The sequence below is a fragment of the Aromatoleum toluolicum genome (assembly GCF_012911005.2).
GTDB classification, from domain to species: Bacteria; Pseudomonadota; Gammaproteobacteria; order Burkholderiales; family Rhodocyclaceae; genus Aromatoleum; species Aromatoleum toluolicum.
Map to the genome: position 1 here is coordinate 22,311 of NZ_WTVS01000006.1, position 22,082 is coordinate 44,392.

The window sequence follows — 22,082 nt, forward strand, 5'->3', positions numbered from 1 at the left end:
TGGCTCCCTCTCTAAAGATCGCCCACGGCACGCTTCAGTCGCAGTCCAGCCAGCGCGGCGTCATAGTGCGCGGCGGCGTGATTGGCCTCGCTGTTGACGCGCAGGGTTTCGGCGTCCAGCACCTCGGTATGGGTGGACAGGCCGTTGGCATAGCGGTCGCGCACCACGCGCAGGTTTTCCTCGGCCTGGTCGATGGCCGAGCGGGTGACCTCGATGCGCTTTCCCGTTTCCTCCACGTCGAGCCAAGTCTGGCGCACCTGCAGGGCGACCACCGAGGCGAGCTCCTCGCGCTGCTCCGTCAACGCTGCCGCCTGGCGCTCGACCGCGCCGGCGCGGTGACCGGCCACACCGCCATCGAACACGTTCCATCGGGCTCCCAGGGTGACCATCCACTGCCCTTCATGCACCTGATAGCGGTTTTGCTGGTAGCCATAGCCGCCGGACAGCGCAATCTGCGGACGATTTTCTCCGCGCACGGCTGCCGCCTGATGGCGTAAGGCCTCGATCTGTCCGGCCAGCGCGGCCAATTCGCTGCGCTGGACGAGCGCCCGCTCGGTCAAGCGCGCCAAGGGTACCCGACCCGCATCGGGGGCCAGTTCATCCAAGCTGACGGCCTGGTCAAGCGGTCGCCCCAGCAGCCGGTTGTAGGCCGCGCGGGCCAGATCCAGGGCATTGGCCGCCTGCAGGGCCTTTTGCCGTGCATCGGCCAGGGCGACCCGCACGGAGAGCAGGTCGCTCCTGGCCACCATGCCCTGCTCGTGCAGGTTTCCCACATCGCGAGCATGGGCCGACAGACTCTCGACATGGCTTTCGGCGACCTTCAGCATCCGGCCGGCGCGCAGCCCGTTGACGTAGGCATCGGCCACGCGCAGCTTGAGGTTCTGCACGTCGGCCGTCTCGCCCAGCCTCGCCGCCTCCAGGCCCGCCGCCGCCGCATCGATGCCGCGCTCGATGCGGCCCCCGGTGTAGAGCGGCAGGGTCGCCATGGCCTTGTAGGCGGCGCTGTCTTGCTGGGCCATCGGCATCTGCAGCGACTGGCCGAGCAGGTCGGCCCTGAACGCCGGCGTCTTGTCGAGGGCGATATAGCCTGCCTCCAGACTCACGCTGGGCAGGCTGCTGGATCGGGCAGCCTCCAGCAGGCTCTCGGCGGCGCCGGTGTTTTCGCGCGCCGCCTTCAGGCCGCGGTCCACGCCCAGGGCGGTGTCCCATGCCTGCGGCAGGGATTCGGCAGCGGCGTTGCCCGCGAGCAGCGCGGCGGCCAGGCCTGCCAGCGGCAGCAGGCCGCGGAGTCTTTTTGGGTGATGAGCGGAATTCATGTTGTTCCTTCTTTTGTGGCCGCTTCTTTGCGCTGTTTGTGGCGCAGCAGCAGATAGAGCAGCAGGGGCACGACGATCAGGGTGAGCACGGTGGAGACCAGCGTGCCGAAGATCAGCGAGATGGCCAGGCCGCCGAACACCGGGTCGGCGAGCATCACGGCGCTGCCCAGGACGATGGCCAGCGCCGTCAGCAGGATGGGACGCAGGCGCACCGCACCGGCTTCGAGGATGGCTTCGCGCAGGTCCATGCCCTGGCGCCGGTAGTCGAGCACGAAGTCGATGATGAGCAGCGAGTTGCGCACCACCACGCCGGCCAGGGCGATGATGCCGATCATGGAGGTGGCGTTGAACGGCTGCCCCATGAGCCAGTGTCCCGGAAAGACACCGGCCAGCCCCAGGGGGATCGCCGCCATAGCGACCAGCGGCAGGCTGAAGGACTGGTAATAGGCCACCAGCACCAGGAAGATGAAGGTGATCGCCAGCCCCAGGGCACCCAGCATGTCGCGGTAGGTATCGAGCGTCATGCGCAGTTCGCCATCCCAGAGCAGGCGGGGGCCGTCCAGGGTGTCGGGCGCCACCGGCTTGAAGCGCAGGTTGCCGGTCACAAGGCGGCTGCCGTCGGCCAGCGCCAGGCCGTCCAGGCGCCGGTCGAGATCGAGCACCGCGTAGACGGGGGCGGTGGATTCGAGCTCGCCGCCCACGAAGGTGACGCGCTCGCCATCCTTGTGCAGGATGGGCCGGTCGGCCCGGGCGGGCGCCACCTGCACCAGTTCCGACAACGGCACCCGCTGGCCCTGCCGATTGGTCAGCGACACCCGTGTCAGCAGTTCGGGGTCGATTTGGTGGCTGCGCGGGATTTGCAAGCGGATGGGCACGGGGTTCTTTTCGCCTTGAACATGGGCGCGCCCCAATGCCTCGCCGTCGATCAAGCGGCGCAGCGCGACGGCCACCTCGGCGACGGTCAGCCCGGAGAGCGCGGCCTTTTCCCGGTCGACGGTCAGGCGGTGTTGGTACACATCCTCGACCTCGGTGTCGGTGACTTCGACCATGTCGTAGGTTTGCCCGAAGGCCGCTTTGACCTGCCCGGAGAGCGCGCGCAGTTGCTGCGGGTCGGTGCCGTAGATTTCGGCCAGCACCGTGGCGCGCACCGGCGGCCCCGGCGGGTCTTCCACCAGCTGCACGGTACTGCCGGGGAAGCGCGCGGCGATGGCCTGCACCGCGGGACGCAGCTCGCGAACGATATCGATTGAGGTCTTGTCGCGCGCCGTTTTGTCCCGGAGGTTGACGCGGACTTCCCCCACATGCGGTCCCTGCTTGCTGCCGGCGCCGCGCAGCAGGCCATTGAAGTCGATCACACCGGCCTGGCCGATCCAGCTCTGGTAATCGCTCACGTCGGGGTTCTGGCGCAACAGGGCACCGATCTCACGGGCGAGGCGATCGGTGGTTTCTACCGGGGTGGTCTCCGGCAGGTCGAAGGTGATGTTGAAGGTATTCTTGTCGTCCTTGGGCATCATCGCCATCTCGACGCCGAACCAGGTCTGCGGCCCGCTCAGACCCGCCGGGCGCACGAACTGCCAGGCGGCCTGGAACAGGGAGAGCACGATCGCCAGGGCGGCCAGCAGAAAGACGCCCCGCCGTCTGGGCGGGCGGTCCACCAAGGGCGCCATGAGCGCGTGGTAGAAGCGGTGCAGGCGGTCCCCGGTGTCGTGGTCTTCCAGGTCGTGCCCCTCGCCCGGTTTGAGCCAGCGGTTGGCCGCCCAGGGCACGACGGCATAGGCCACCAGCAGGGAGGCGGCCATGGCGACGGGGACGTTGAAGGCGACCGGATAGAAATACTGCCCCGTCATGCCGGAGACGATCAGCAGCGAGCCGAACACCAGCATCACCGCCAGCGTCGCCAGGTTGGTGGGGGAGCCGATCTCGTTGACCGCCTGCACCGTGGCCCGCGCCTTGTCCTCCTGGCCGAGGCGGGCGTAGCGGCGGTGGATGTTCTCGATGACGACGATCGCGGCATCGACCAGCAGCCCGAGCGATAGGATCAGCGCGAACAGGGAGACGCGGTTGATGGTCAGGCTCCCGAAATAGGCCGCGCCCAGGGTGAGCGCCAGAATCAGCGGCACCGTCACGCCCACGATCAGCGCCTCCTTCAGCCCCAGGAAGACGGCGGTCACCAGGAACACGGCCAGCACGGCGATGCCCAGGTGCTCGATCAGGCCGTTGACGGCGGCGTCCGCCTTCTGGCCGTCGTTGCGGGTCACCACGAGCTCGACGTCGGCCGGTACGAATTGCACCCGCATCCGCTCGATGCGGGCGAGCACCTCATCAGCAACGACCACGGCATTGGTGCCGGCCTTCTTGGCCACAGCCAGTGTCACCGCCGGCATCTCCGCCTGCTGCACCTTGCCGAAGCGCGCATCGGCCGGACCGAAGGCCATGCGGCTCAGTTTATCCCGCTCTTCGGGGGGGCCGTCGACGACGCGCGCCACCTCGCCCAGGTAGATGGGGCGGCCGGCGTGGTTGCCGACGATCAGGCGCCCGAGCTCCTCCGCCGAGGCGAGGAAGCCGTCCAGGTACACCTGGCGGTTCTCGCCCTGCTGCACCACCGTGCCCAGGGGAGCGGCGACGTTGCCCGCGCTCAGGAAGGCGCGCACCTGGTCCAGCGTCACGCCAAAGGACTGCAGGCGCTGCGGGTCTAGTTCGATGCGCATCTCCCGGTCGCGGCCACCCTGCACGAAAGTGGTGGATACCGCCTCCAGGCTGCGCAGCCCCTCCAGCATGCGGTCGGCCAGCCGCTTCAGCGCATAGTCGTCATAGCGCTCCGAGGCCAGAGTGACCGTGACGATGGGCACGTCGTCTACGTCCACACTGCGGATGAGCGGCTCCATCGCCCCGAGGGGCAGGCGGTCGCGCTGGCCGAGCACGCGGTCGTAGAGCTTGACCAGGGATTTCTCCTTGTTCTCCCCTACCTTGAACTGCACCATCAGCACGCCCAGCGAGTTCATTGCCGTGGCGTAGGTGTGGTCCACCCCCGGGATCTGCTTGACGATACCCTCCAGTGGCCGGATCACTAGTTCCTCCACCTCTTCGGGGGAGGCGCCGGGCAGGGCCACCCGCACCTCGGCGCCGGGCACCACGATCTGCGGGTTTTCCTCGCGCGGGGTGAGCGCCATTGCCAGCAGGCCCAGCAGCGCACAGGCGAGCATGAACAGCACGGTCAGTTTGGAGGAAACGAATATCTCGGCCAGGCGTCCGGCGCTGTTGAGTCTGCGGTCGGTCATCACGGCGCCTCCGCCGGCATGACGCGGTCGCCGTCGCGCAGGGCGGGCTCGACCGCTGCCACCAAGCGCTCGTCGGCTGCCAGACCGGCGCTCACCTCGACCCGGTCGGGCCATTCGCGGCCGGTGCGCAGCCAGCGGAACAGCGCCCGGCCCTCGCCGTCCAGCACGAAAACGCCGGTGAGCCCGCCGCGCTCGGCCAGCGCCCGCCGCGGCACCACCGGCGAGGGGCTTTCCCCGACCGTGAAGACTGCGCGGCCGAACATCCCCGGCATCAGCCCTACCGTCTCTGGCAGCGCGATCTTGACCTGGTAGCTGCGAGTAACAGGATCGCCGGAGGGAACCACCCGGGTCACCGTGCCTTCCAAGGGCGTGGGCAGGCGGTCAAGGCTGACCACCGCCGGCTTGCCCTCGCCCATGGCGGCGACCTGGCCTTCCGCCACGAAGGTCTCGAACAGCAGGCCACGCCCCGACTCCACGGTCAACAACGGCATGCCGGGCACAGCGAGATCGCCGGCCCGTTTCAGGCGGGCCACCACCGTGCCGGCCACGGGGCTGACGATTTCGGCATAGGCGCGCTGGGCCAGCGCCGTGTCGAGACCGGCGCGCGCCTGGTTCAGGACCTCGCGGGCGGCGTCAAACTTCAGGCGCACCTTGCGCATCTCGTTTTCCGAGACGCTGCCGCGTTCGAACAGGCGCTCGAATCGCTCGCGGTCGGTCTGCGCATCCCGGAAGGCGGCCTCGGCTGCGCCTTGGGCCGCGCGCGTTTGGCGGATGCCGCCTTCCACGTCCGCGGCATCGAGGCGGGCAAGCACCTGGCCGCGCCGCACCCGTTCACCCTCCTGCACCCGGATCTCGCGGATATAACCGCTCAGCCGCGAGGCGACCTCGACGCGCTGATCGGACACCACCGAGCCGACCGTAGTGTACTCGACCGGTGCACTGGCGGTCGCCGTCATGACCGGAAGATTCCAGGTCTTGGCGTCGATTTGAGTCGGGGCCTCCGGCGCTTTACCGCATCCGGTCAAGAGAGCGTAGAGCGCCAGCGGCGCCATGTGTGTGAGCAGGTTTTTTCTTTTCATGGGGCGGGTTTTTCCGATTGGACTTTAAATGGTGATTAGCAGGACGCGGGCCAGCCATTCTGCGGACGCGGCCTTGTCGGTGCCGCGAGTGTTGCGGCGGCCGGTGCGGAGCGGCCTCGTAGGCAGCGCGCTCCGGCTGGGGCATCCGCATCTGAAACTGTTTGCCGAGCTGATCGGCACCGAATGCCGGTGTGCTGCCGAAAGACAGAAGAGCGCCGGACAGAACGTGCGAGAGCCACATTGAATGGGGGCGTGGTGAAGGCAAGTTACTTCTCTCTTTTGCGGAAATACACCTGGGCAACGCGGCGAGCAAACACCACCTTTTGACGCCACCAAACATGCAGCGATGTCCGCACTCTGTCGGTCCACGAAGCGCCCGGGGGCAACAGCTCCCGTCCCAGCACCGACTCGAACGCCCGTAGCTGCGCCAAGTAGACCTGGACGTGACGCAATTCGAAGCGCTGCGGGTCGATCTGCCCGTAGTCTTCCACGAGCCGGTTGAATAGCGCGCGCAGCCGGTCCGCGCGAAGACGGAGCAGACCGTCTTCGGCATGCTCCGTCGCCAGCCGGGCGAGTTCGAGTCCCCGATTGACGAGCGCGTCAAACCCCTTGATGGCAGGGCGACCCTCCAAGCGCCCGATCCGCTGGAACGGAAGTTCCAAGTACACCGCGAGCACACGCCGCAAGTCGGCGAGGATCGCCTCCTCCAGTGCCAGGGGAGGACGCTCGACAAGCGGGATATCCTCGGTTCCCGATGCCGACCGGCAGGCCCGCAAGTCCTCGACATAAAGCCGGGAATCGCTGAAATACCCAGTGACCTGTCGGGTTGTTGCCTGCTCAAGCTCGTCGCGAGACGCGTCGCTGAGCACGCGCGCCATCGAGCGCAATGGCTGCCACATCGAGAGCGGAAAACGGGAAAAGCGATAAGGCGCCTGAGTTCCAGGCAGCAAACGGTAGGCGATCAATTCCTCCTGCAACGACGGGTCTTCTTCGAACCGTGCTCGGATGCCCTCGAACACGTCCAAAGGCATGCTCGGCAGCCCTATCCGGTTGCCGAGGGAGCGGCGGCCATAGCCACCGGCCGCAAGCATCTGCGCCACGACGTCCGCGCAATTGAAATCGCTCCGGTGCCATTGCAGGCTGCCATCCCGGAACGCGCCTTCCTGGCGGCGCGCCTCGGCCACCATCGCGGCGCGGCTTTCGGGGGGAACGCCCCGGACGCGCAAACCGAGCGTCTCGCGGCCGTAGGCCATGCCATAGGTGTTGGTATGAACTTGCGATGGGGACGGACGAGTGACACCGTACAAATAGTCCGCAAGGCTCACGTGCTGGAGAAAATTTGGATCGACGGAAGGGTCCGCGATGTAGTTCGCGCTATAAACGACGCCCTCGATACGGATGGCAAGGTGTCCGAACGGATTTTCGCGGACGAGCCGCTCCGGCGTCTGCGAGGTCGCGTAGGAAAGCAGCAACTCGACCTCGGCCGGTGACTCGGCGTCGAGTCGTGCGAGCGCTGCGTCGATACCGAGCACCGGCGCGCCATCTTCGACCCCGTAAGTCGGCAATGGATGTACGGGATCCTCCGCGTCGTCCAGTGCGAACCGGGCGATGCTGACGATGTTCGTCCGCTCTCTGTACTGCCGTTGGGCGGTGAGGATTTCTTCCCGTCGGACCGGATCGGAGAGGATTTCCTCGACCAGTCTTCCCGCGTCTTCCGCATTGCCAGCAAAACTGGCCAGCCCTTGGCGCACGAACAGGGCGGCGTTCTCGCGCTCGTGGCCGCTGATGACATCGAGGAGGATAGTCGGCACGCCGATCGTGAACGCTTCCGCCGGCGTCAGTCCTCCCGCCTTGGTGATCAGGACGTCGGCGGCACCCATGTACGCAGTCATGTCGGATCGTGGCACCAGTCCCACGACCTTCAGTGTTAGCCGCGACGGCAGGCTTCCGCGCAGCTCCTCCAGCCTGGCGCGCAGGCGCGCATTCGCGCCACAGGCGGCGATGATCTGCAGGCTGCCGGGAACATGACGCATCACGCCGTCGATGATGCCCGCATAGTCCCCCTGGCCTTCCTTGCCGCCCGCGAGCGTCAGGGTGGGAATGTCCGGCGATAACCCGATACGCGCGCGGATGTCCTGGCGAGCGACTGCGGACACCGCCTCAAACTGCACCGGCATCCCGCTGGTGATTACCTTGTCCGGTGGCACGCCTGCCGCCAGCCAGCGCGATTCCAGTTCCGGGTGCGCCAGAAAGGTGCGATCAATCAGCTTGGAGATACGTGGAAAGTAGCCCTCGAAAAAGTCCGTATGCAGCCATCCGATTCTTCGATTGGCCAGGAACCCCTTTTCGCGCAGCGTTCCCAGCACCTGGGCGGCGCCGTAGTGGGTCGACAGGATGACGTCCGGCGCCTCTTGGGTCAGGTAGGCGTTAACTTTCCCCTCAGGGTAGTCAGTGGGCAGCATCGACAGCGAGGGAATGCGGTTGCCTCCGGTTTGCGTCGCGTCGAACAGGCTCTCGAAGCACTCGGGCAAGTTGCTGGCGACGAACCAGTACAGGCGTTCGTCGACTCTCCGCCAAACCGGGTGCATGAAGGCGCGAATGTCCTGTAGAACCACCTCGGTGCGCCGGGATTGTCGATGTATTTCAGCCCTTATGGCTTGAGCAGCGCTGATGTGCCCGTAGCCGATCGACGAATAGAAAATGACGATCTTCTTCGGTGGCAAGGACGCGTCCATTTTCATTCCCTGCTGGCTTGTCACGCGGGCCGGCTGAGGGTTGGGGCTCATTAAATTCATGATTACTTTTCACTGCCTCCAGCCTCGATGCTGGCAGCGATCCGTTCAGCCAGTTCGAGTGGACGGCCGTTCCCTGTGGCCGTCGCAAGGGTGCGCGCCTCCTGCGTCGCCTGACGGCACAGGTCGCGCGCGGCGCACAGGAGGGCGGTGCGTGCCTCGCAGCGCTCCATGGCATTGGCTTCTTGCAGCAACACGTGGCTCGCCACGAGGGTTTCGCCGTAGCGCCGAGCGACGCCGGCGAGCGGTTCCGGGTAGCCCGCGAGCGCAGCCCCTGTGGCACCGGCCGCCCCGCCCAGCGGCGCCGCCAACCGTTGACGGGTTCGCACCCGCTGCGTCGGGTCATCGACGCCATCTCGCGCCGGGCTCAGATTGGCGGCCTCCAATTCCGCGGCACGGTTGACCGCATTAGAAACCAGGGCGAGGACTTGCAGGTCAGCGCAGCGCACCAGCAGGCGGAAGGCCCCGGTGGTCAAGTAGTCGCCCGCCAGCACGGTGGCGGCGTTGCCGAGATGCGCGGATGGGCCGCTCGCCGCATCGACGTGGGCATGCAATTGCTGCAGGCTGAGATGGATCAGGTCCAGGGCCGTGCCGGCATCGATGCCCGCCTGCCCGGGATGGAAGCTGCTGGTCACCAGCGCCCGGATCGGAATCTGCTGGCCTGACAGCAACAGGCGCAAGGCAAGCTGGACGGGGGCGGCCTCGCAGGTCAGGGCGCCTGTAATGGCGGCGCGGACGCCCGTCATCACAGCCTCGGGGAAGTTCATGGGATGCCTGTCAGTCATCAGTGGGCGCTCCTGCCCAGCGGGCCAATTGCTGCGCCGCGCTGCGGTAGCCGATCTCGATGATTTCCTCGGCGCGGTCGAACTCCATGAAACGCACCGCGCCCAGCGGCGGGCGGATGAGGATGTCCGACTTGTCCTGCCGCAGGCTGGCCTGGGTCATGCGCGCCTGCATGATGTAGATCGAGCTCAGCAGCACGTCGAAGATGCCCGGCAGCGGTTCCGGCTCCTTGTGCAGCCAGGCTTCGAACTGGGCCAAGCCGGGGTTTGTTCGCAGGCTTGCCATCAGGCGCGCCATGGCCTGGGTATGGAATGTTCCCTGTGAGTTCGAATCTTGGCGGGATACCCGGCTCGCCACGATGTCGTGGTTGAGGTCGACGGCGATGACCAGGCCAGCGCCCATGGCACGCACCACGCTCACCGGCACCGGGTTGACCAGACCGCCGTCGACGAGAATGCGGCCATTGCTGCGCACCGGCGTGAAGATGCCGGGCACCGAGATGCTGGCACGCACCGCATCGATCAGGTCGCCCGAGGCGCACGCCACCTCCTCGCCGCTCATGATGCAGGTGGCCACGGCGCGGAAGGGAATCGGCAGGTCCTCGATGTTTGCCGCTGCCACATGGGCGCGCACGAAGTCCGCGATTCTTTGCCCGTCGATCAGGCCCGAGCGGGGGAGAACGGGGTCGAGCAGACCGGCGATCTGGCGCCAATCGAAGGCGCGAAAACGATCGGCCAAGCCCCCGATCTTGCCGGCGGCATATACCGCGCCCACCACCGCGCCTATGCTGGTGCCGGCGACCAGATCGACCTTGATCCCGGCCTCCTCGATGGCGCGCAGCACGCCGATGTGCGCCAGCCCGCGCGCTGAACCGCTGCCCAGCGCCAGGCCGACCTTGCGCGCGGGCGGATTGGGAACGGTTTCGGGTGCGGGTTTCGCCATCTCTAGCCCTTGCCGCCACGCCAGATGGAGAACAGCACCCAGATGCCGCCGATGACGGCGGCGATGAAGCCGAGCAAGCCGAAAGATGGCAGGCCGGGCTCGCGCTCGACGGTCATGACGATGGCCGAGCCGATGATCAGGGCGGCGGTGACGACGCTGATCGCCAGGCGGCTGGCGGCGCGGTCGAGACGGTCGCCGAAATGCTTGAGGGGCAGGACCTCGACTTGCACCAGGAGCTTGCCGCGCCGCGCGGCGCGCAGGAGCTGGCGCAGGTCTTGCGGCAGCCCGGCGACGAGGGCAAGCGTGTCGCGCAAGGCGCGCCAGCCGCGCCAGACCAGGGCGCCGGGCGCGGCGTGGGCGAGCAGCACCCGTTCGAGAAACGGCGTAGCCTCGCCCGCCATGTCGAAGTCGGGGTCGAGCTGGCGCCCCAGTCCCTCCAGGGCGATGAAGGCCTTGATCAGCAGCGCCAGGTCGGGCGGCAGGGTGAGGCCGTGCTCGCGCAGGATGGCGACCAGGTCGGAGAGCATGGCGCCCAGATCGAGGTTCTTGAGCGGCACGCCGTGATACTGGTCGGCGAAGGCGTCGATCTCGGGCTGCAAGGTCTCGCTGTCGATCTCGGCGCCGCCGCTCCAGTCCAGCAGCACTTCGGCCACCTTCTCCGCATCGTGGCTGACGAGACCGTGCAACAGCACGGCCAGCTGATAGCGGCGCTCCTCGGAAAGGCGCCCGACCATGCCGAAGTCAATGAAGGCGATGCGGTTGTCCGGCAGGTAGAAAACGTTACCGGGATGCGGGTCGGCGTGGAAGAAGCCATCTTCGAGCATCATCTTGAGCACGGCCCGGGCACCGCGACGGGCCAGCAGCCTGCGGTCGAGGCCGGCCGCGTCCACGGCGGCCAGGTCGCGGCCGGCAATGCCATCGACATAGTCCTGCACATTGAGCCGCCCGCCGGTCCACGGCCAGTGGATGCGGGGAACGACGATCTCGGGGTGATCCGCGAAGTGGGCGGCGATGCGCTCGGCGCTGCGGCCCTCGGCGGAAAAATCCAGTTCGCGGCGCAGCGACAGGGTGAAATGGCGCACCACCTCCCGCGGCCGGTAGCGGCGCAACTCGGGCGCTTCCGCCTCGACGATCTCGGCGAGACGGGCCAGCAGGCGCAGGTCAGCCTCCACGATCGGCCGGATGCCGGGGCGCCGCACCTTGAGGATGACCGCCGTGCCGTCAGCAAGCCAGGCGCGATGCACCTGGGCCAGCGAGGCCGCCGCAAGCGCCTGCATCTCCAGGCGCGGAAAGATGGCCTCGGGCGGCTCGCCCAGGTCCTCCGTCAGTTGCGGCAGCAGCTCGGCGAAAGGGATGGCGGGCGCCGCGTCCTGCAGCTTGCTGAACTCGGCGATCCATTCCGGCGGGAACAGATCTACGCGGGTGGCGAGGATCTGCCCCAGCTTGACGAAGCTCGGCCCCAGCTCCTCCAGCGCCCGGCGCAAGCGGGCCGGCGGCTCCAGCCGCGCCAGTTCCTCCGGTTCGTGCCAGTGCAGGGCGCGGCCGGCACGTTCCAGGGCGCCCGCCATGCCGATCCGCCGCACCAGATCGCCGAAGCCGTAGCGGATCAGGACTGAGGCGATGTCATGCAGGCGGCCCAGGTCGCAGACGGCGCCGATCGCTTGCCATAGCATCAAACGTCCTTGCCGGTCTCTTTCGATTCCAGGCGGGCAGCGATGCCTTGGAGCAGGCCGGCGGCCAGACCGGCCAGCAGCGCGGCTTCATGGCGCACGACCTCCGCCCCTTTCTTGGCCTGTTCGCGCGCACCTGCCGTAACGGCCTGGGTCAGTTGCTCGAGCGCGATCCGGGTACGTTGGCCGACGGCCGAGCCACTGCTGCGGGCATGTTCGGCAAGCTCGGTGAAGGTGGCCTGGACAGTGCCCCGGGTATCGCGCGCTGCGTCCTGCAGCGTTTCGATGAACAGCGTCTGCAGCGTGGCCAGTTCGTCCGCCGCCTGCTTCAGCCCCTGCCGGGAGAACTCACTGGTGCGACCCGTGGCCTCCTGAATGGCCAATTGTGCGGCCTCCGCTGCGCCGGCCAGCGCCTCGTCCAGACCGCGCATCGCCTCTTTCAGCGCTTGTCCGCCGCGTTCCCCGAGCGGCACGGCGCCTTCGCGGGCGCCTCTGACCACGGCCGCCGTCACGCGTTTGAGTGCATCGGCATCAAGATGCCCGCGCGTGAGAGCATCGAGCGTGATCGCACGCACCTGAGAGGCGACCGCGGCCGGGTCGGTGGCAAGTGCGCCTTGTACGCGTTGCTCGAGTTCCTCTGGCGTCATGGAGGGAAGACGTCCCTGCTCCTTGAGCATCCGGTCGATCTCGGCCTCGGCCTCCAGCCAGTCCTCTGCCACGTTGCCGCCCACAAAGCCGCTCTTTTCCGCGCGAAAATAGGCGGCCTCCGCGATCATTCGATAGCGTTCCTCGGCGGTGACGGGCGGATTCTTCTCCGCAACGGATTCCTGCGCCGCATTCGAAGTGGAAGTGGATTTGGCCATGGTCGCTGCTCCTTTTCAAAGTGAGAGTGTGGAAAATCCGGCGTGTGCGGGGCCGGGTATCGGTATGAGCTTGTCCAGGCGCCCCATCCTCAGCGTGCCTCCCCATCGGCTGAGGCCAGCCTCCCTCGCAGCAGATCGCATACGTGGCGTGCCAATACCTCGGGGTTGTCCTGCTGGGGCCGGCGTCCTGGCATGAACTTACGGGTTGCACCGGCTTGGAAATGGAAGATCACCAGGCCAAAGATCGACATCGCGAGCAGGTGGGCATCCACATGTGGGTCCAACTCGCTGGCGAGATCGTGGACGGCAACGAACATGTCCCTGAATACCTGTTTGGCCAAGGTACTCTGACGCGCCTCGTTGGTGTCCAGCAGTACCCACTGCACCAGCCGCAGAAAGTCCTTGTCCGAGGCCATCATCCGGGCGAGCCCCGCAACAAAGCATTCAAGCCGTTTCCATGGGGTGCCGTTGCCGGCCAGCATGTCTTTCAGTGCGGCCACTCTTTCCCGGAATTCGTAGGCCACTGTATCGAGATAGAGCTGGTTCTTGTCGGCGAAGTGGTAGTAAAGCGCCGCCTGGGTGAGGCCGACGGCGGCAGCGATATCGCGCATCGAGACGCCGTCATAACCGTGCCGCGCAAACAAAGGCGTCGATAGCTCAAGAATCTCTTCCCGCGTTTTTCGCTTGCGAATGATCCTAATCGGCTGGCGGATCATAGATTGGTGGCCCTTCCGATAAACTTAACGAACGATCAGTATATCGCTGTCAGATGTGGTTTGCACCATCCAGCCTACTGAGAACCTGTTCACAATCCTTTGAGCAGTAGTGCGATGAAGGCCAAGTGGACGAACTGCAAGCTGGTGTTGAGTTTCCGCTCGCAGTTTTTCCAGTGGCGGCGGCATTTCTCGATCCAGGCGAATGACCGCTCGACGACCCATAGCTGAGGCATGACGGCAAAGGAATGCAACTCGCTGTGCTTGGCGATTTGGACTTCAGCGCCAAGCCATTCCTCAACGGCATGAGCGAATGGCTGGCCGACATAGCGTAAGCGCCCGGAAAACTCACCTGTCCCATGGCGCGGTCATCCGCTGAAGATCGTGTCCACCAAGTTCGATGGTGGACACTATGGACTATGGACGTTGGCATCCCGCGCCGAGCCCGGCGAACAGGCAGGGCAATCGCATGAATCCGCGGTGGCGCCCCGTGAGAATTGTCGTTGACAATCATGATGTTACGAAGGGGCTGTTCACAAGCGTTTGTTTTGTGTAGTTTTCTGTCTTTTTGGGGCGACTCATGGAGACGGAAGGCCGGTTGCGGTTGGCGGACGTGTTTGTGTCGATCAGCGACCCGCGTCAGGCGAGGAAGACGCGCACGATCTGGTGGAGGTGCTGGTAGTGGCGGTCAATGGCGTCCTTGCCGGAGCCGATACCTTCGTCGAGATCGAAGGGTGGGCAAACGAGAAGCTCGCGTGGTTTCGGCGTTACCTGAAGCTCGAACACGGCATTCCGTCGCATGACACGTTTGGCCGGCTGTTCGGGCTGATCGATCCGAGCGAATTCGAAGCCGCCTTCCGGCGCTGGGTCAGCAGCATCCTGCCCGCACTGGGGCCTGATGCGGTGGTCGCCATCGACGGCAAGACCAGTCGGCGCACGGGCAAGGTCGATGCGACCGCGTTGCATTTGGTGAGCGCCTTTGCGGCCGGTGCAGGGCTGGTGCTGGGGCAGACGGCCACGGCGCAAAAATCCAACGAGAAGATGGCGATTCCGACGCTGCTGCAAACGCTGGCCCTCGAAGGCTGTATCGTGACGATCGATGCGATGGGCACGCAGGCCAACATTGCGCAGGCAATTCGCAACAAGAACGCCGACTATGTCCTGGCGGTCAAGGACAACCATCCGACGCTCGCCGAGGCGATCGGCGATTTTTTTACCCAGTTCAAGGCAACTGCGCCTGCCAAGACGCCCCACAGTTTCTACCAGGACATCGACAAGAACCACGGACGCATCGAGCATCGCCGCTGCTTTGCCTTCGATCAGCTCGACTGCCTGCACAATCCGGCACAGTGGCCTGATCTCAAATCCTTCGTCGTCATCGAATCCGAGCGCACGATCAAAGGCAAGACCACCTCCGAGCGGCGCTGCTACATCAGCAGCCTGCCGCCCGATGCGCAGCGCCTAGCCCACGCCGTCCGCTCGCACTGGGCCGTCGAGAACCGTCTGCACTGGTGCATGGACGTCGTCTTCGGCGACGACCAGATGCGCGCCCGCACGGGCCACGCCGCTCACAACTTGGCTGTGCTCAAGCACATCACGCTGAACCTCATTCGCCTCGATCCCATCCCCCGCAAAGGCGGAATCAAGCTGCGCAGGCTTATTGCCGCAACATCCGACGAATACCGCGCTCACCTCTTCGGTCTGGAGTAGCCGCATTCATGCGATTGCCCTGGGCGAACAGGTGCTCATTGCCAAGTACCAGGGCATCGTGTGCTACGAACGCAACCGCCAATGACGAGGTGGAAGCGATGCTTTACCAAAGATGAGGGGAGTCCCCTCGAAGTCGGCTTGCAGGGGCGGGCTCTTTGTCAGTTTCTCTCCTGCCGTGAGTGACAGAGCGGCGAAAGCGATGCGGGAGACCATGCGTCACTGGCGGCTGTATCATCGTGGTGACCTTCCTTTGGACGATCTCGTACGTTGGACTCGCTCCGTGATTCATGGGTGGGTTGCCGATAGGTGCCTTCCTACACAGGATCGGCGGCAGCAGATACCGACAGGTAAGGGTTGTTCGGTGGCATATCGCTGAACAGGACTCGCGGGTCTTCCAGCAGGTAGCCGTGGAGTCTCCGCGATTTCCGCGGCCCTGTGACTGCGCATATCCAGATGTTCAGACCATTCTGCTGCTTGCGGTGCAATTGCAGCTTCTCGAAGCGTTTTTGCACCCATTGCCAATCGGCCAGTTGGTCTTGCTTGGCAAGGAAGGCAGTTCTTGGATGTTCCTGAGCGTAACGCTGGAACACGCCAGGGCTGACCAGATAGACGGTATCGGCGACCGTATGCACCAATGCCTTGGTGTCGTTGATGATGAGCTTGCGCTCTTCGATATGCCGGCGCAGCCAGGCGACGAAATGCTCGCCTGACGGCGTTTCCTCCAATCCTGGAGTCGACGCAGACGCCGCCGAGTCGGCCGGTAACCTTGATTCACCTGACTCAAGAGGCGGCTCTTCCAGGGTTGGAGAAAACATTTCGGAGGTCGACGAGAGAACGGCCGATGCGATATCTGGAGTGTCGAGCAGATCCAGAAGCGCCTCGACGCCTTCGCCGGCTGGCTGCGCCGACAGAGGCTCGGAGGCGGCCGAGTCCGGTACGGCGGGCAACGACGCGGAAACTGTTGGTTCCCCCTCTTCCTGCACCACCGTCACTGTGCCGGCGAACGGTGTGGGCCGCTGATTACCTTCCCAGATCAGGGATGGCGCGAGGCGCAGGAGCGTGAAGGTGTGAGACCAGCCCGCGTCGCTGGTGATGGTGGCCTTCCAGATAGCCTTTCCCTCCGGCGTCGGCTGCGCAATGCCATGATCCTGCAGCACGTTGAAGACGGCGGTGTTGCTGGACGGAATGCCATCGACGCCCTGGACCAACAGATGGGCGCGCAGCTTGTCCGAGACCGTTTTGCTGACCAGCCACAGCGCGTCCTGGGTCAGCCATCCGTCCGAGGCCTGGGGCTGGTTCAGCTTGAACTCTTCCTTGAGCAGGTAGCGCAATCCGTCGAGGAGCTTGCGTTGGAGCGCATGGCGGGGGGCCGCCAGCGCCTTGGCCGGATCACCGCCCAGCGCCTGGGCGACCGAGGCCTGATCGGCCTGCACGACCAGTTCCCCGAGCATGCCGGCATGCTCGTACTGGCCGGCCAGCACGTACAGGAGTGCCGACCACAGGTCGGGATATCCGCTGAGCCAGTCGAAGATACCGGCGTCGAGCAGTCGGGCGTAGAGCAGCCCGGTGGCTGCGCTGTGCAGCCGGTATTCGCGCGCCTTGTGGTAGCGGAAGCGGTACGGCTTCCGGAGCGGACCATGCCAGGGATGCCAGATCGTGCCGTCGGCATACTCGACATGCAGGTCGACGGCGACCTTGCCGACGTCGTGCAGCAGTGCTGCGTAGGCGATGCCGGCGGTCCAGGCCTCGGCCTGGGCGGCCTGGGTTTCCGGCGTGGCACCGGCCGGCAGGAGATGGGGCTGTCGCAGCTTCAGCGCGTAGGCCACGATTTCCAGGCCGTGGTCCAGCATGCCGCCCGGGTAGGCGTGGTGGTGGCTTTCCGAGGCTGGGAAATTCTGGACCAGCTCGGCGTAGCGCTCCAGTGGCGCCCGATACAGCGTGGCGAACTGGTCACGGGAGACGGACGTGCGCTGCCAGATGTGTTCCAGCAGCTTCTGCCGGCGCGGTGTCGCCAGCAGTGATGCGGCCGATTCCGTCCGCGTCAGCCCTTTGGGGGGCTCGGCGGAGGGAGTGGGCGTGACTGCGGTGGCAGGTGGCATCCGTTTGCGTTGGAACAGCGAGAGCATGGCGAATCCTGGATGGCGGGCTGTTCGGGGGAGCCTCTTGGCCCTTTCGGGTAGGGCCTTTCCCCTTGACCCCGTTCCCTTGCCCCTTCCCAGCCCTTTGTCCTTTGTCGGAAAGCCTTTGGTATAGGGCAGCGAAGGCAGCCGAGCCACAGCCAATGGGGGACTGGCCCAAATCGGATTCTGGCGGGAAGGCGGCCTGTGCCGGGCCTACGATGGGGCCTTCTCTTTCAACTGGACGGAGGTCCCATGCTCAAGCAGATTGACGATGTAAGGAATATTCCTTACCATGCAAGTATTGTCATCAGGAGAACAGCCATGCCTGAGATCCATGAAGTCGCCACGCTGACCTCCAAGGGCCAGATCACACTGCCCAAGCCCATTCGGCAGGCACTGGGCGTGGACGCCGGCGGAAAAGTGGCCTTCGACCTGCGCGGAGGCGAAATTATCGTGACCCGCGCGGACGCCGAACACGAAGACCCGGCCATCGAGGCCTTCCTGGGCCTGCTGGAGGCCGACATCCGGGCCGGTCGGCACGTCCAGTCCCTGCCGGATGATCTGGCCCGAGCCATGTTGGCGAATGCCGGCCACGCGGTCAATCTCGATGAAGACATCGACGGCGAAGTGGCGCTCTGATGCAGCGGCACGGCTGGACGCTCTTGTTCCACGAGGGCGTGATCGAGCAGTTGCGCAAGCTGCAGGTGGCCGCGGAGCGGGCCGAACAGAGCGACCCGCAAGGATTCGAGGGCAACGCCAACGTCAAGCTGTTTCGGGCGTTGAGCCAGTTGATCATGGAGGTCGTGCCGAGCGATCCCGCGCGGGACGAGTACCGCCAGGGCAACACCCTGGGGCCGGCCTATCGCCACTGGCGGCGCGCGAAGATCGGGCGGCGATTCCGCCTGTTTTTCCGCTACGACTCCAAGGTGAAGGCGATCGTGTTCGCCTGGGTCAACGACGAGCAGACCCTGCGGGCGGCGGGCAGCAGATCCGACCCCTATGCGGTGTTCGAGAAAATGCTGGGCCGAGGCAACCCGCCGAACGATTGGGCGGCGCTGGTGGCGGCGAGCCAGACGGATTGGCGTGCACCGGAGAATCCTTGAAACGTACTTGGTAGCCACCATGAAACCCACTGCACACACCAACTTCGCGGAACGCGCCGGCCGGACGCTGGGTCGGATGTGGCGGGGAATTGTGCGACTTGACCGGAAGGCGCACGGCCTGCTGATTGTGCAAGGATGGGCGCCTGGTGTGGCCTCGGCGGTGCTGCTCGTCATCAAGCTGGTTGTGCTCGGTGTGCTGGCCTACGCCTCACTCTGGCTGGCGGCGCTGCTTGCCCTGCTGGCTCTTGCTGGTTGGAGCGTGCGCGACCCAGCAGCTTGGAACGCGGAGGACGAGAGCAAGCCGGAATGGCGCGAGGGGCACGGCGGCTTTGGCTTGTATGACAAAAGCGAGTGGCGCCGCGACATGGGTGATCCCGACAATCCTTAGGCTAGCGACTGAATCGGGATCACCTTCACTTGGCGGATCCCTTGGCAGACGAGATCGCGAGCCGCGAACCGCTCCCTCCTGCTGATTTCGCGTCGCCGGTTGCAACGGCAAGCCCGTTCAGGACATTGCCGGCCCGAACGCCAACCCATCCCAGCGCAGCCACCCAGAATCCCGGCAGCACGATGAACATCGTCGCCATGACGAAGTTCAGCAGCATATCCCCGAAGGCATTGTTCAGGCCGATCAGGGGATCGAAGTTCGAATGCGGCCGGCTCGCGCCGAAGCCCCAGCCATAGAGCGCATCGAGGATCGTACTGTCGAGCCAGCGCGCGAGCTGGAACCAGAAGTCCACGAAGAACAGCGCGAATTCCGCGCAGCTCACCGCGACCAGGGCCTTCAGCTCGTAGGTACCGACCACCAGCACCAGCGGGATGCAGATGACCAGCGCCATCTTGAGCAGCGACAGCACCATCGGCAACGCCTGGCGGACCACGTCCATGGCCGGAAAGAAGCCCAGCGAGCCTACGGTCATCCCGAGGTCGCCGGCACCGCGGGTCACGATGTTGGGCAGCGTCTTCTCGATCTGTCCGCCGTAGTCGGTATAGACGGCGCCTTGGTTCATCTTCTGCTGCCGGGGAGAGACGACGGCGCGGATCACCGAGTCGTTGACCTCGTTCTGCGACAGGAACCCCGCCCAGCGGCCGATGCGAGAGAGCAGATCGGGATCGACTTGGGCCAGCAGGCGGGCGCGCAGCCCGCTGTTGCCGTCCGACCACCACTGCCGGCAGCTCGGATAGCCGCCGCCGCTGTCCACTTGGGCCAGCCCCGCGTCGCGGGTGGCGTCGTAAGGCCAGGCCGTGCGCGGGGTGCTCGAGTGGTAGGTGTCGTAGAAGCCGGCTGTGTCGAGGAAGTAGCTCGAGCCGATCCAGGTCACGTCGTTCATCTGCTCGTCGGAGAGCGTCGGCCGGCTCATGAACAGCTTGGCGCGCGAAGGTCCATAGCAGTCGTGCACGAAATCACCGACCTCCTGCGCCAGCACCGGGTCGTTGATGCGGGTGGAATCGACGTCCATGCGCATCTGCCGCAGATCGGTCCCGCAGGGAATCGCTGCCACCGCGGCGCCCGTGACGGCCTTGGAGATGGCGTGCATGAAGAACCACCACACCGGCACCAGCGCGCTCTGGTTGTTGAGCGTGGTGTAGGCGTTGGACCAGCCGGTGTCCTTCGGCTGCGGAACGCTGACCTGGCACTGGGCGGAGCGGGTCGTATCGAAGCGGATCGTGCTCAGATCCACCGGAATGAAGGGGATGCCGGCGAACATGATGACCACGATCGCCACCCAGACGCGGTTCTCGATGCGCATCGAGGACAGCACACCTTTGTTGCCCTCGTCCGCGCCTTCCGCGCGCGCCCGCAGCCACTCCTGGATGACGATGGCGACGAACGGCAGCGCGAACACGCCGCTGGCGACGAGGATGTTCCAGATGCCGTTGTTGACCAGCCAGCCCACCAGGGTCAGGTAATACTCCAGGTAGTCGGTCGTGTAGAGGGTCATGGCATCCTCCCCGCCTCAGCCATGGCGCAGCAGCTGACTGGCTTCGAGCAGCACGATGGTCGTCACGGCCGCGATCTCGACGCGCAGCAGGCGGTGATGCGCTTCGGCCGACGGCTCGCGTTGCAGCAGGCGCCGACGCATCCACCACCAGCCATAGGCCGTCGCTGCGTAGAGAAGCAACCGCCAGACGTGGAAGAGGGCGGAATGCGCACGCAGCCACTGCTCCCAGCCGTCGATGCCGCCGACGATGTGAATGCCGACTACATTCACGGCCACCGCGATTCCGGCCACCAGCAGCGTCCATAGCAGTGCGACGCCCACGCGACGGTTGAACAGCCACGTAGGCCACCGCAGCCACGTGCGGCCGGTCATGGCGTGCTCCGGGGCTTCTGGACTTCCTTGAGCCGGTCGCGCGTGGTGTCGCCCTCGAAGATGCCGCGCGAGCCACCGGCGCGGGTGCCGTGGCGCTGGACGATGGCCATCGCGGAGTTGCCCGCCAGCGTGCGCCGCAGCTCCAGCTCGGTCTTGAGGTTGTTGATCTCCTGCTCCAGCGCGCTGTTCTCCTGGTCGACCGCCTTCACGGCCAGCTCGTTGGCCGCGACGTTCGGCTCTTTCTTGCCGGTCAGCAGCGTCCGCTGCAACAGCAGTGCCTTCTCCAGCACGCTGGACAGCGCCGCCTCCGACGCCAGGCGCTTGCCCAGCAGGTCCTGGTCGGGCTCGTCGCGCAAGGCCTCGATCACGCCGCGGGTGATCGGCAGCGAATTGCTGCCGGCCGCTTCCAGGTTCGCTACCGTCGTCGGCTTCGCACCGGTCACCAGTTCCTGCAACGCCTGCAGCTTGGTCTCGTACTCCTCCTGGATCACCGGCGTGAGCCCGACCCCGGGAGTGGTCTGGGTCTTGGTGCAGCTATCGCAGGTGCGCTGCTCACGTTCGCCCAGCACGCGCGTCGCCCAGGCTGCAGCCGCACCAGGCGAGGACCAGGTCTGGCAGGTCAGCCGGTTGCCGCAGGAAGTGCGCGGGATCGACGAGGTGTCCGTCGCGCTGCGCCCGTTGAGCAGGTTGTAGCCCGCGCGCGTCATGTCGCCCACCACCTTGATCGCACTCTGGCCCGATCCGCCCGCGTTGCCGCCGCCGACCCAGGGCACGCCGTTGTTGCCCCTGTTCGACTCGGCCTGCTCGACGGCCGACACGGCATCGGTGCTGCTCACCGCATCGCGCAGTGCCATGCCCTCGGCGAGCTGGTCCCACCCGGCCTGCCCACCCGCCATGTCCGCCAGGCGGTTGGCGATGGCCCGGCAGGTCATCTTCGAGCGGTCGAAGTCCAGGCGAGCCTGCAGGACGCCGTTGGTGAGCAGGTTGTAGAGGCCCGGATCGGCGCGCTGGATGATCAGCGCCGGCAGCGACGCCACCGCACTGGTGGCGTTCTGGATCACGGTGCTCATGATCGCTTGGAAGCCGTTGGTGATGCCGTTGAGCTGGTTCTGCAGCGTGGTCGTGATGCTCATGTTTCCGCAGATCAGGTTGCTGTTCCAGCCGATCCCCACGCCGATGCTCTGCATGTTCCCAGCACCGCCCATGGACACGGCCCTGCCGCCACCGATGCTGTAGAGCACGTCATCGCCGATGACGCTGCCATTCACGCTGACGCTGCTGCGGTCGATGCGGGTCTGCGCCCAGGCGACACCGGCCGCCGTTACGGCACAGGCGAGCGCGACGGCCAGGGTGTAGGGCTTGGCACGCTGAGTGAAGCGGGAAATGAGTGCTTTCATC

The 22,082-nt window shown here is 65.8% G+C and carries 16 protein-coding genes and 2 pseudogenes; 4 read left to right on the plus strand and 14 right to left on the minus strand.

Going from position 1 to position 22,082, the window contains the following annotated elements:
- Positions 1-11: 11 nt before the first annotated feature.
- The 10 genes and pseudogenes from GPA27_RS04285 to GPA27_RS04330 all read right to left on the minus strand — a co-directional run.
- Positions 12-1,316, minus strand: a complete 1,305-nt coding sequence (locus GPA27_RS04285) for a TolC family protein (RefSeq protein ID WP_050417880.1) — start codon at positions 1,314-1,316, stop codon at positions 12-14.
- On the minus strand, positions 1,313-4,594 hold the full coding sequence (locus tag GPA27_RS04290; protein WP_050417881.1) for an efflux RND transporter permease subunit: 3,282 nt from the start codon (positions 4,592-4,594) through the stop codon (positions 1,313-1,315). Before GPA27_RS04290 ends, GPA27_RS04285 begins: the two co-directional genes overlap by 4 nt.
- Complete coding sequence (locus tag GPA27_RS04295) at positions 4,594-5,673, minus strand: efflux RND transporter periplasmic adaptor subunit (protein ID WP_050417882.1); 1,080 nt, start codon at positions 5,671-5,673, stop codon at positions 4,594-4,596. The genes GPA27_RS04290 and GPA27_RS04295 overlap by 1 nt, the downstream gene beginning before the upstream one ends.
- A gap of 266 nt (positions 5,674-5,939) precedes the next feature.
- The gene (locus GPA27_RS04300; protein ID WP_083447179.1) at positions 5,940-8,408 is read right to left on the minus strand and encodes an MGDG synthase family glycosyltransferase; all 2,469 of its coding nucleotides are present in this window, start codon (positions 8,406-8,408) and stop codon (positions 5,940-5,942) included.
- Positions 8,409-8,470: 62 nt separating this feature from the next.
- Positions 8,471-9,250 carry a polyprenyl synthetase family protein gene (locus GPA27_RS04305; protein WP_050417883.1) on the minus strand — a complete coding sequence of 260 codons (780 nt, stop codon included), beginning with the start codon at positions 9,248-9,250 and terminating at the stop codon, positions 8,471-8,473.
- Positions 9,243-10,190, minus strand: coding sequence for a patatin-like phospholipase family protein (locus tag GPA27_RS04310; RefSeq protein WP_050417884.1), 948 nt, complete (start codon positions 10,188-10,190; stop codon positions 9,243-9,245). Before GPA27_RS04310 ends, GPA27_RS04305 begins: the two co-directional genes overlap by 8 nt.
- 2 nt (positions 10,191-10,192) lie before the next feature.
- Complete coding sequence (locus GPA27_RS04315; protein ID WP_050417885.1) at positions 10,193-11,863, minus strand: ABC1 kinase family protein; 1,671 nt, start codon at positions 11,861-11,863, stop codon at positions 10,193-10,195.
- On the minus strand, positions 11,863-12,723 hold the full coding sequence (locus tag GPA27_RS04320) for a DUF2934 domain-containing protein (protein ID WP_083447102.1): 861 nt from the start codon (positions 12,721-12,723) through the stop codon (positions 11,863-11,865). The genes GPA27_RS04315 and GPA27_RS04320 overlap by 1 nt, the downstream gene beginning before the upstream one ends.
- Positions 12,724-12,812: 89 nt before the next feature.
- Complete coding sequence (locus GPA27_RS04325) at positions 12,813-13,439, minus strand: TetR/AcrR family transcriptional regulator (protein WP_050417886.1); 627 nt, start codon at positions 13,437-13,439, stop codon at positions 12,813-12,815.
- Positions 13,440-13,528: 89 nt separating this feature from the next.
- A pseudogene (locus tag GPA27_RS04330) lies at positions 13,529-13,765 on the minus strand (transposase); the annotation flags it as partial.
- A 251-nt stretch (positions 13,766-14,016) separates the two neighbouring features.
- Between GPA27_RS04330 and GPA27_RS04335 the strand changes: the two are divergent.
- Positions 14,017-15,146: pseudogene (locus tag GPA27_RS04335) on the plus strand (ISAs1 family transposase).
- A 314-nt stretch (positions 15,147-15,460) separates the two neighbouring features.
- On the opposite strand, the gene mobH reads toward GPA27_RS04335, so the two are convergent.
- Positions 15,461-17,272, minus strand: a complete 1,812-nt coding sequence (gene mobH, locus GPA27_RS04340) for a MobH family relaxase (RefSeq protein ID WP_050417887.1) — start codon at positions 17,270-17,272, stop codon at positions 15,461-15,463.
- A gap of 246 nt (positions 17,273-17,518) precedes the next feature.
- Here mobH and GPA27_RS04345 point away from each other — a divergent pair, with 246 nt between their 5' ends.
- The 3 genes from GPA27_RS04345 to GPA27_RS04355 are packed head-to-tail and all read left to right on the plus strand — an operon-like array spanning position 17,519 to position 18,757.
- Positions 17,519-17,905: a type II toxin-antitoxin system PrlF family antitoxin gene (locus tag GPA27_RS04345; protein WP_444541836.1), complete on the plus strand. Its 387-nt coding sequence runs from the start codon at positions 17,519-17,521 to the stop codon at positions 17,903-17,905.
- Positions 17,905-18,369 (plus strand): type II toxin-antitoxin system YhaV family toxin, encoded by a 465-nt coding sequence (locus GPA27_RS04350; RefSeq protein ID WP_050417889.1) that lies wholly within the window; start codon positions 17,905-17,907, stop codon positions 18,367-18,369. The genes GPA27_RS04345 and GPA27_RS04350 overlap by 1 nt, the downstream gene beginning before the upstream one ends.
- Positions 18,370-18,388: 19 nt before the next feature.
- Positions 18,389-18,757 (plus strand): DUF3742 family protein, encoded by a 369-nt coding sequence (locus GPA27_RS04355; protein ID WP_050417890.1) that lies wholly within the window; start codon positions 18,389-18,391, stop codon positions 18,755-18,757.
- Between the two features lie 25 nt (positions 18,758-18,782).
- Here the strand turns inward: GPA27_RS04355 and GPA27_RS04360 are convergent, their stop codons facing one another.
- From GPA27_RS04360 to GPA27_RS04370, 3 genes are read right to left on the minus strand one after another with little or no spacing between them, the layout of a single operon-like run.
- On the minus strand, positions 18,783-20,312 hold the full coding sequence (locus GPA27_RS04360; protein ID WP_050417891.1) for a conjugal transfer protein TraG N-terminal domain-containing protein: 1,530 nt from the start codon (positions 20,310-20,312) through the stop codon (positions 18,783-18,785).
- A gap of 15 nt (positions 20,313-20,327) precedes the next feature.
- Positions 20,328-20,684, minus strand: a complete 357-nt coding sequence (locus GPA27_RS04365; protein ID WP_050417892.1) for a hypothetical protein — start codon at positions 20,682-20,684, stop codon at positions 20,328-20,330.
- On the minus strand, positions 20,681-22,081 hold the full coding sequence (locus GPA27_RS04370) for an integrating conjugative element protein (RefSeq protein ID WP_050417893.1): 1,401 nt from the start codon (positions 22,079-22,081) through the stop codon (positions 20,681-20,683). Before GPA27_RS04370 ends, GPA27_RS04365 begins: the two co-directional genes overlap by 4 nt.
- Between the last annotated feature and the right edge of the window lies 1 nt (position 22,082).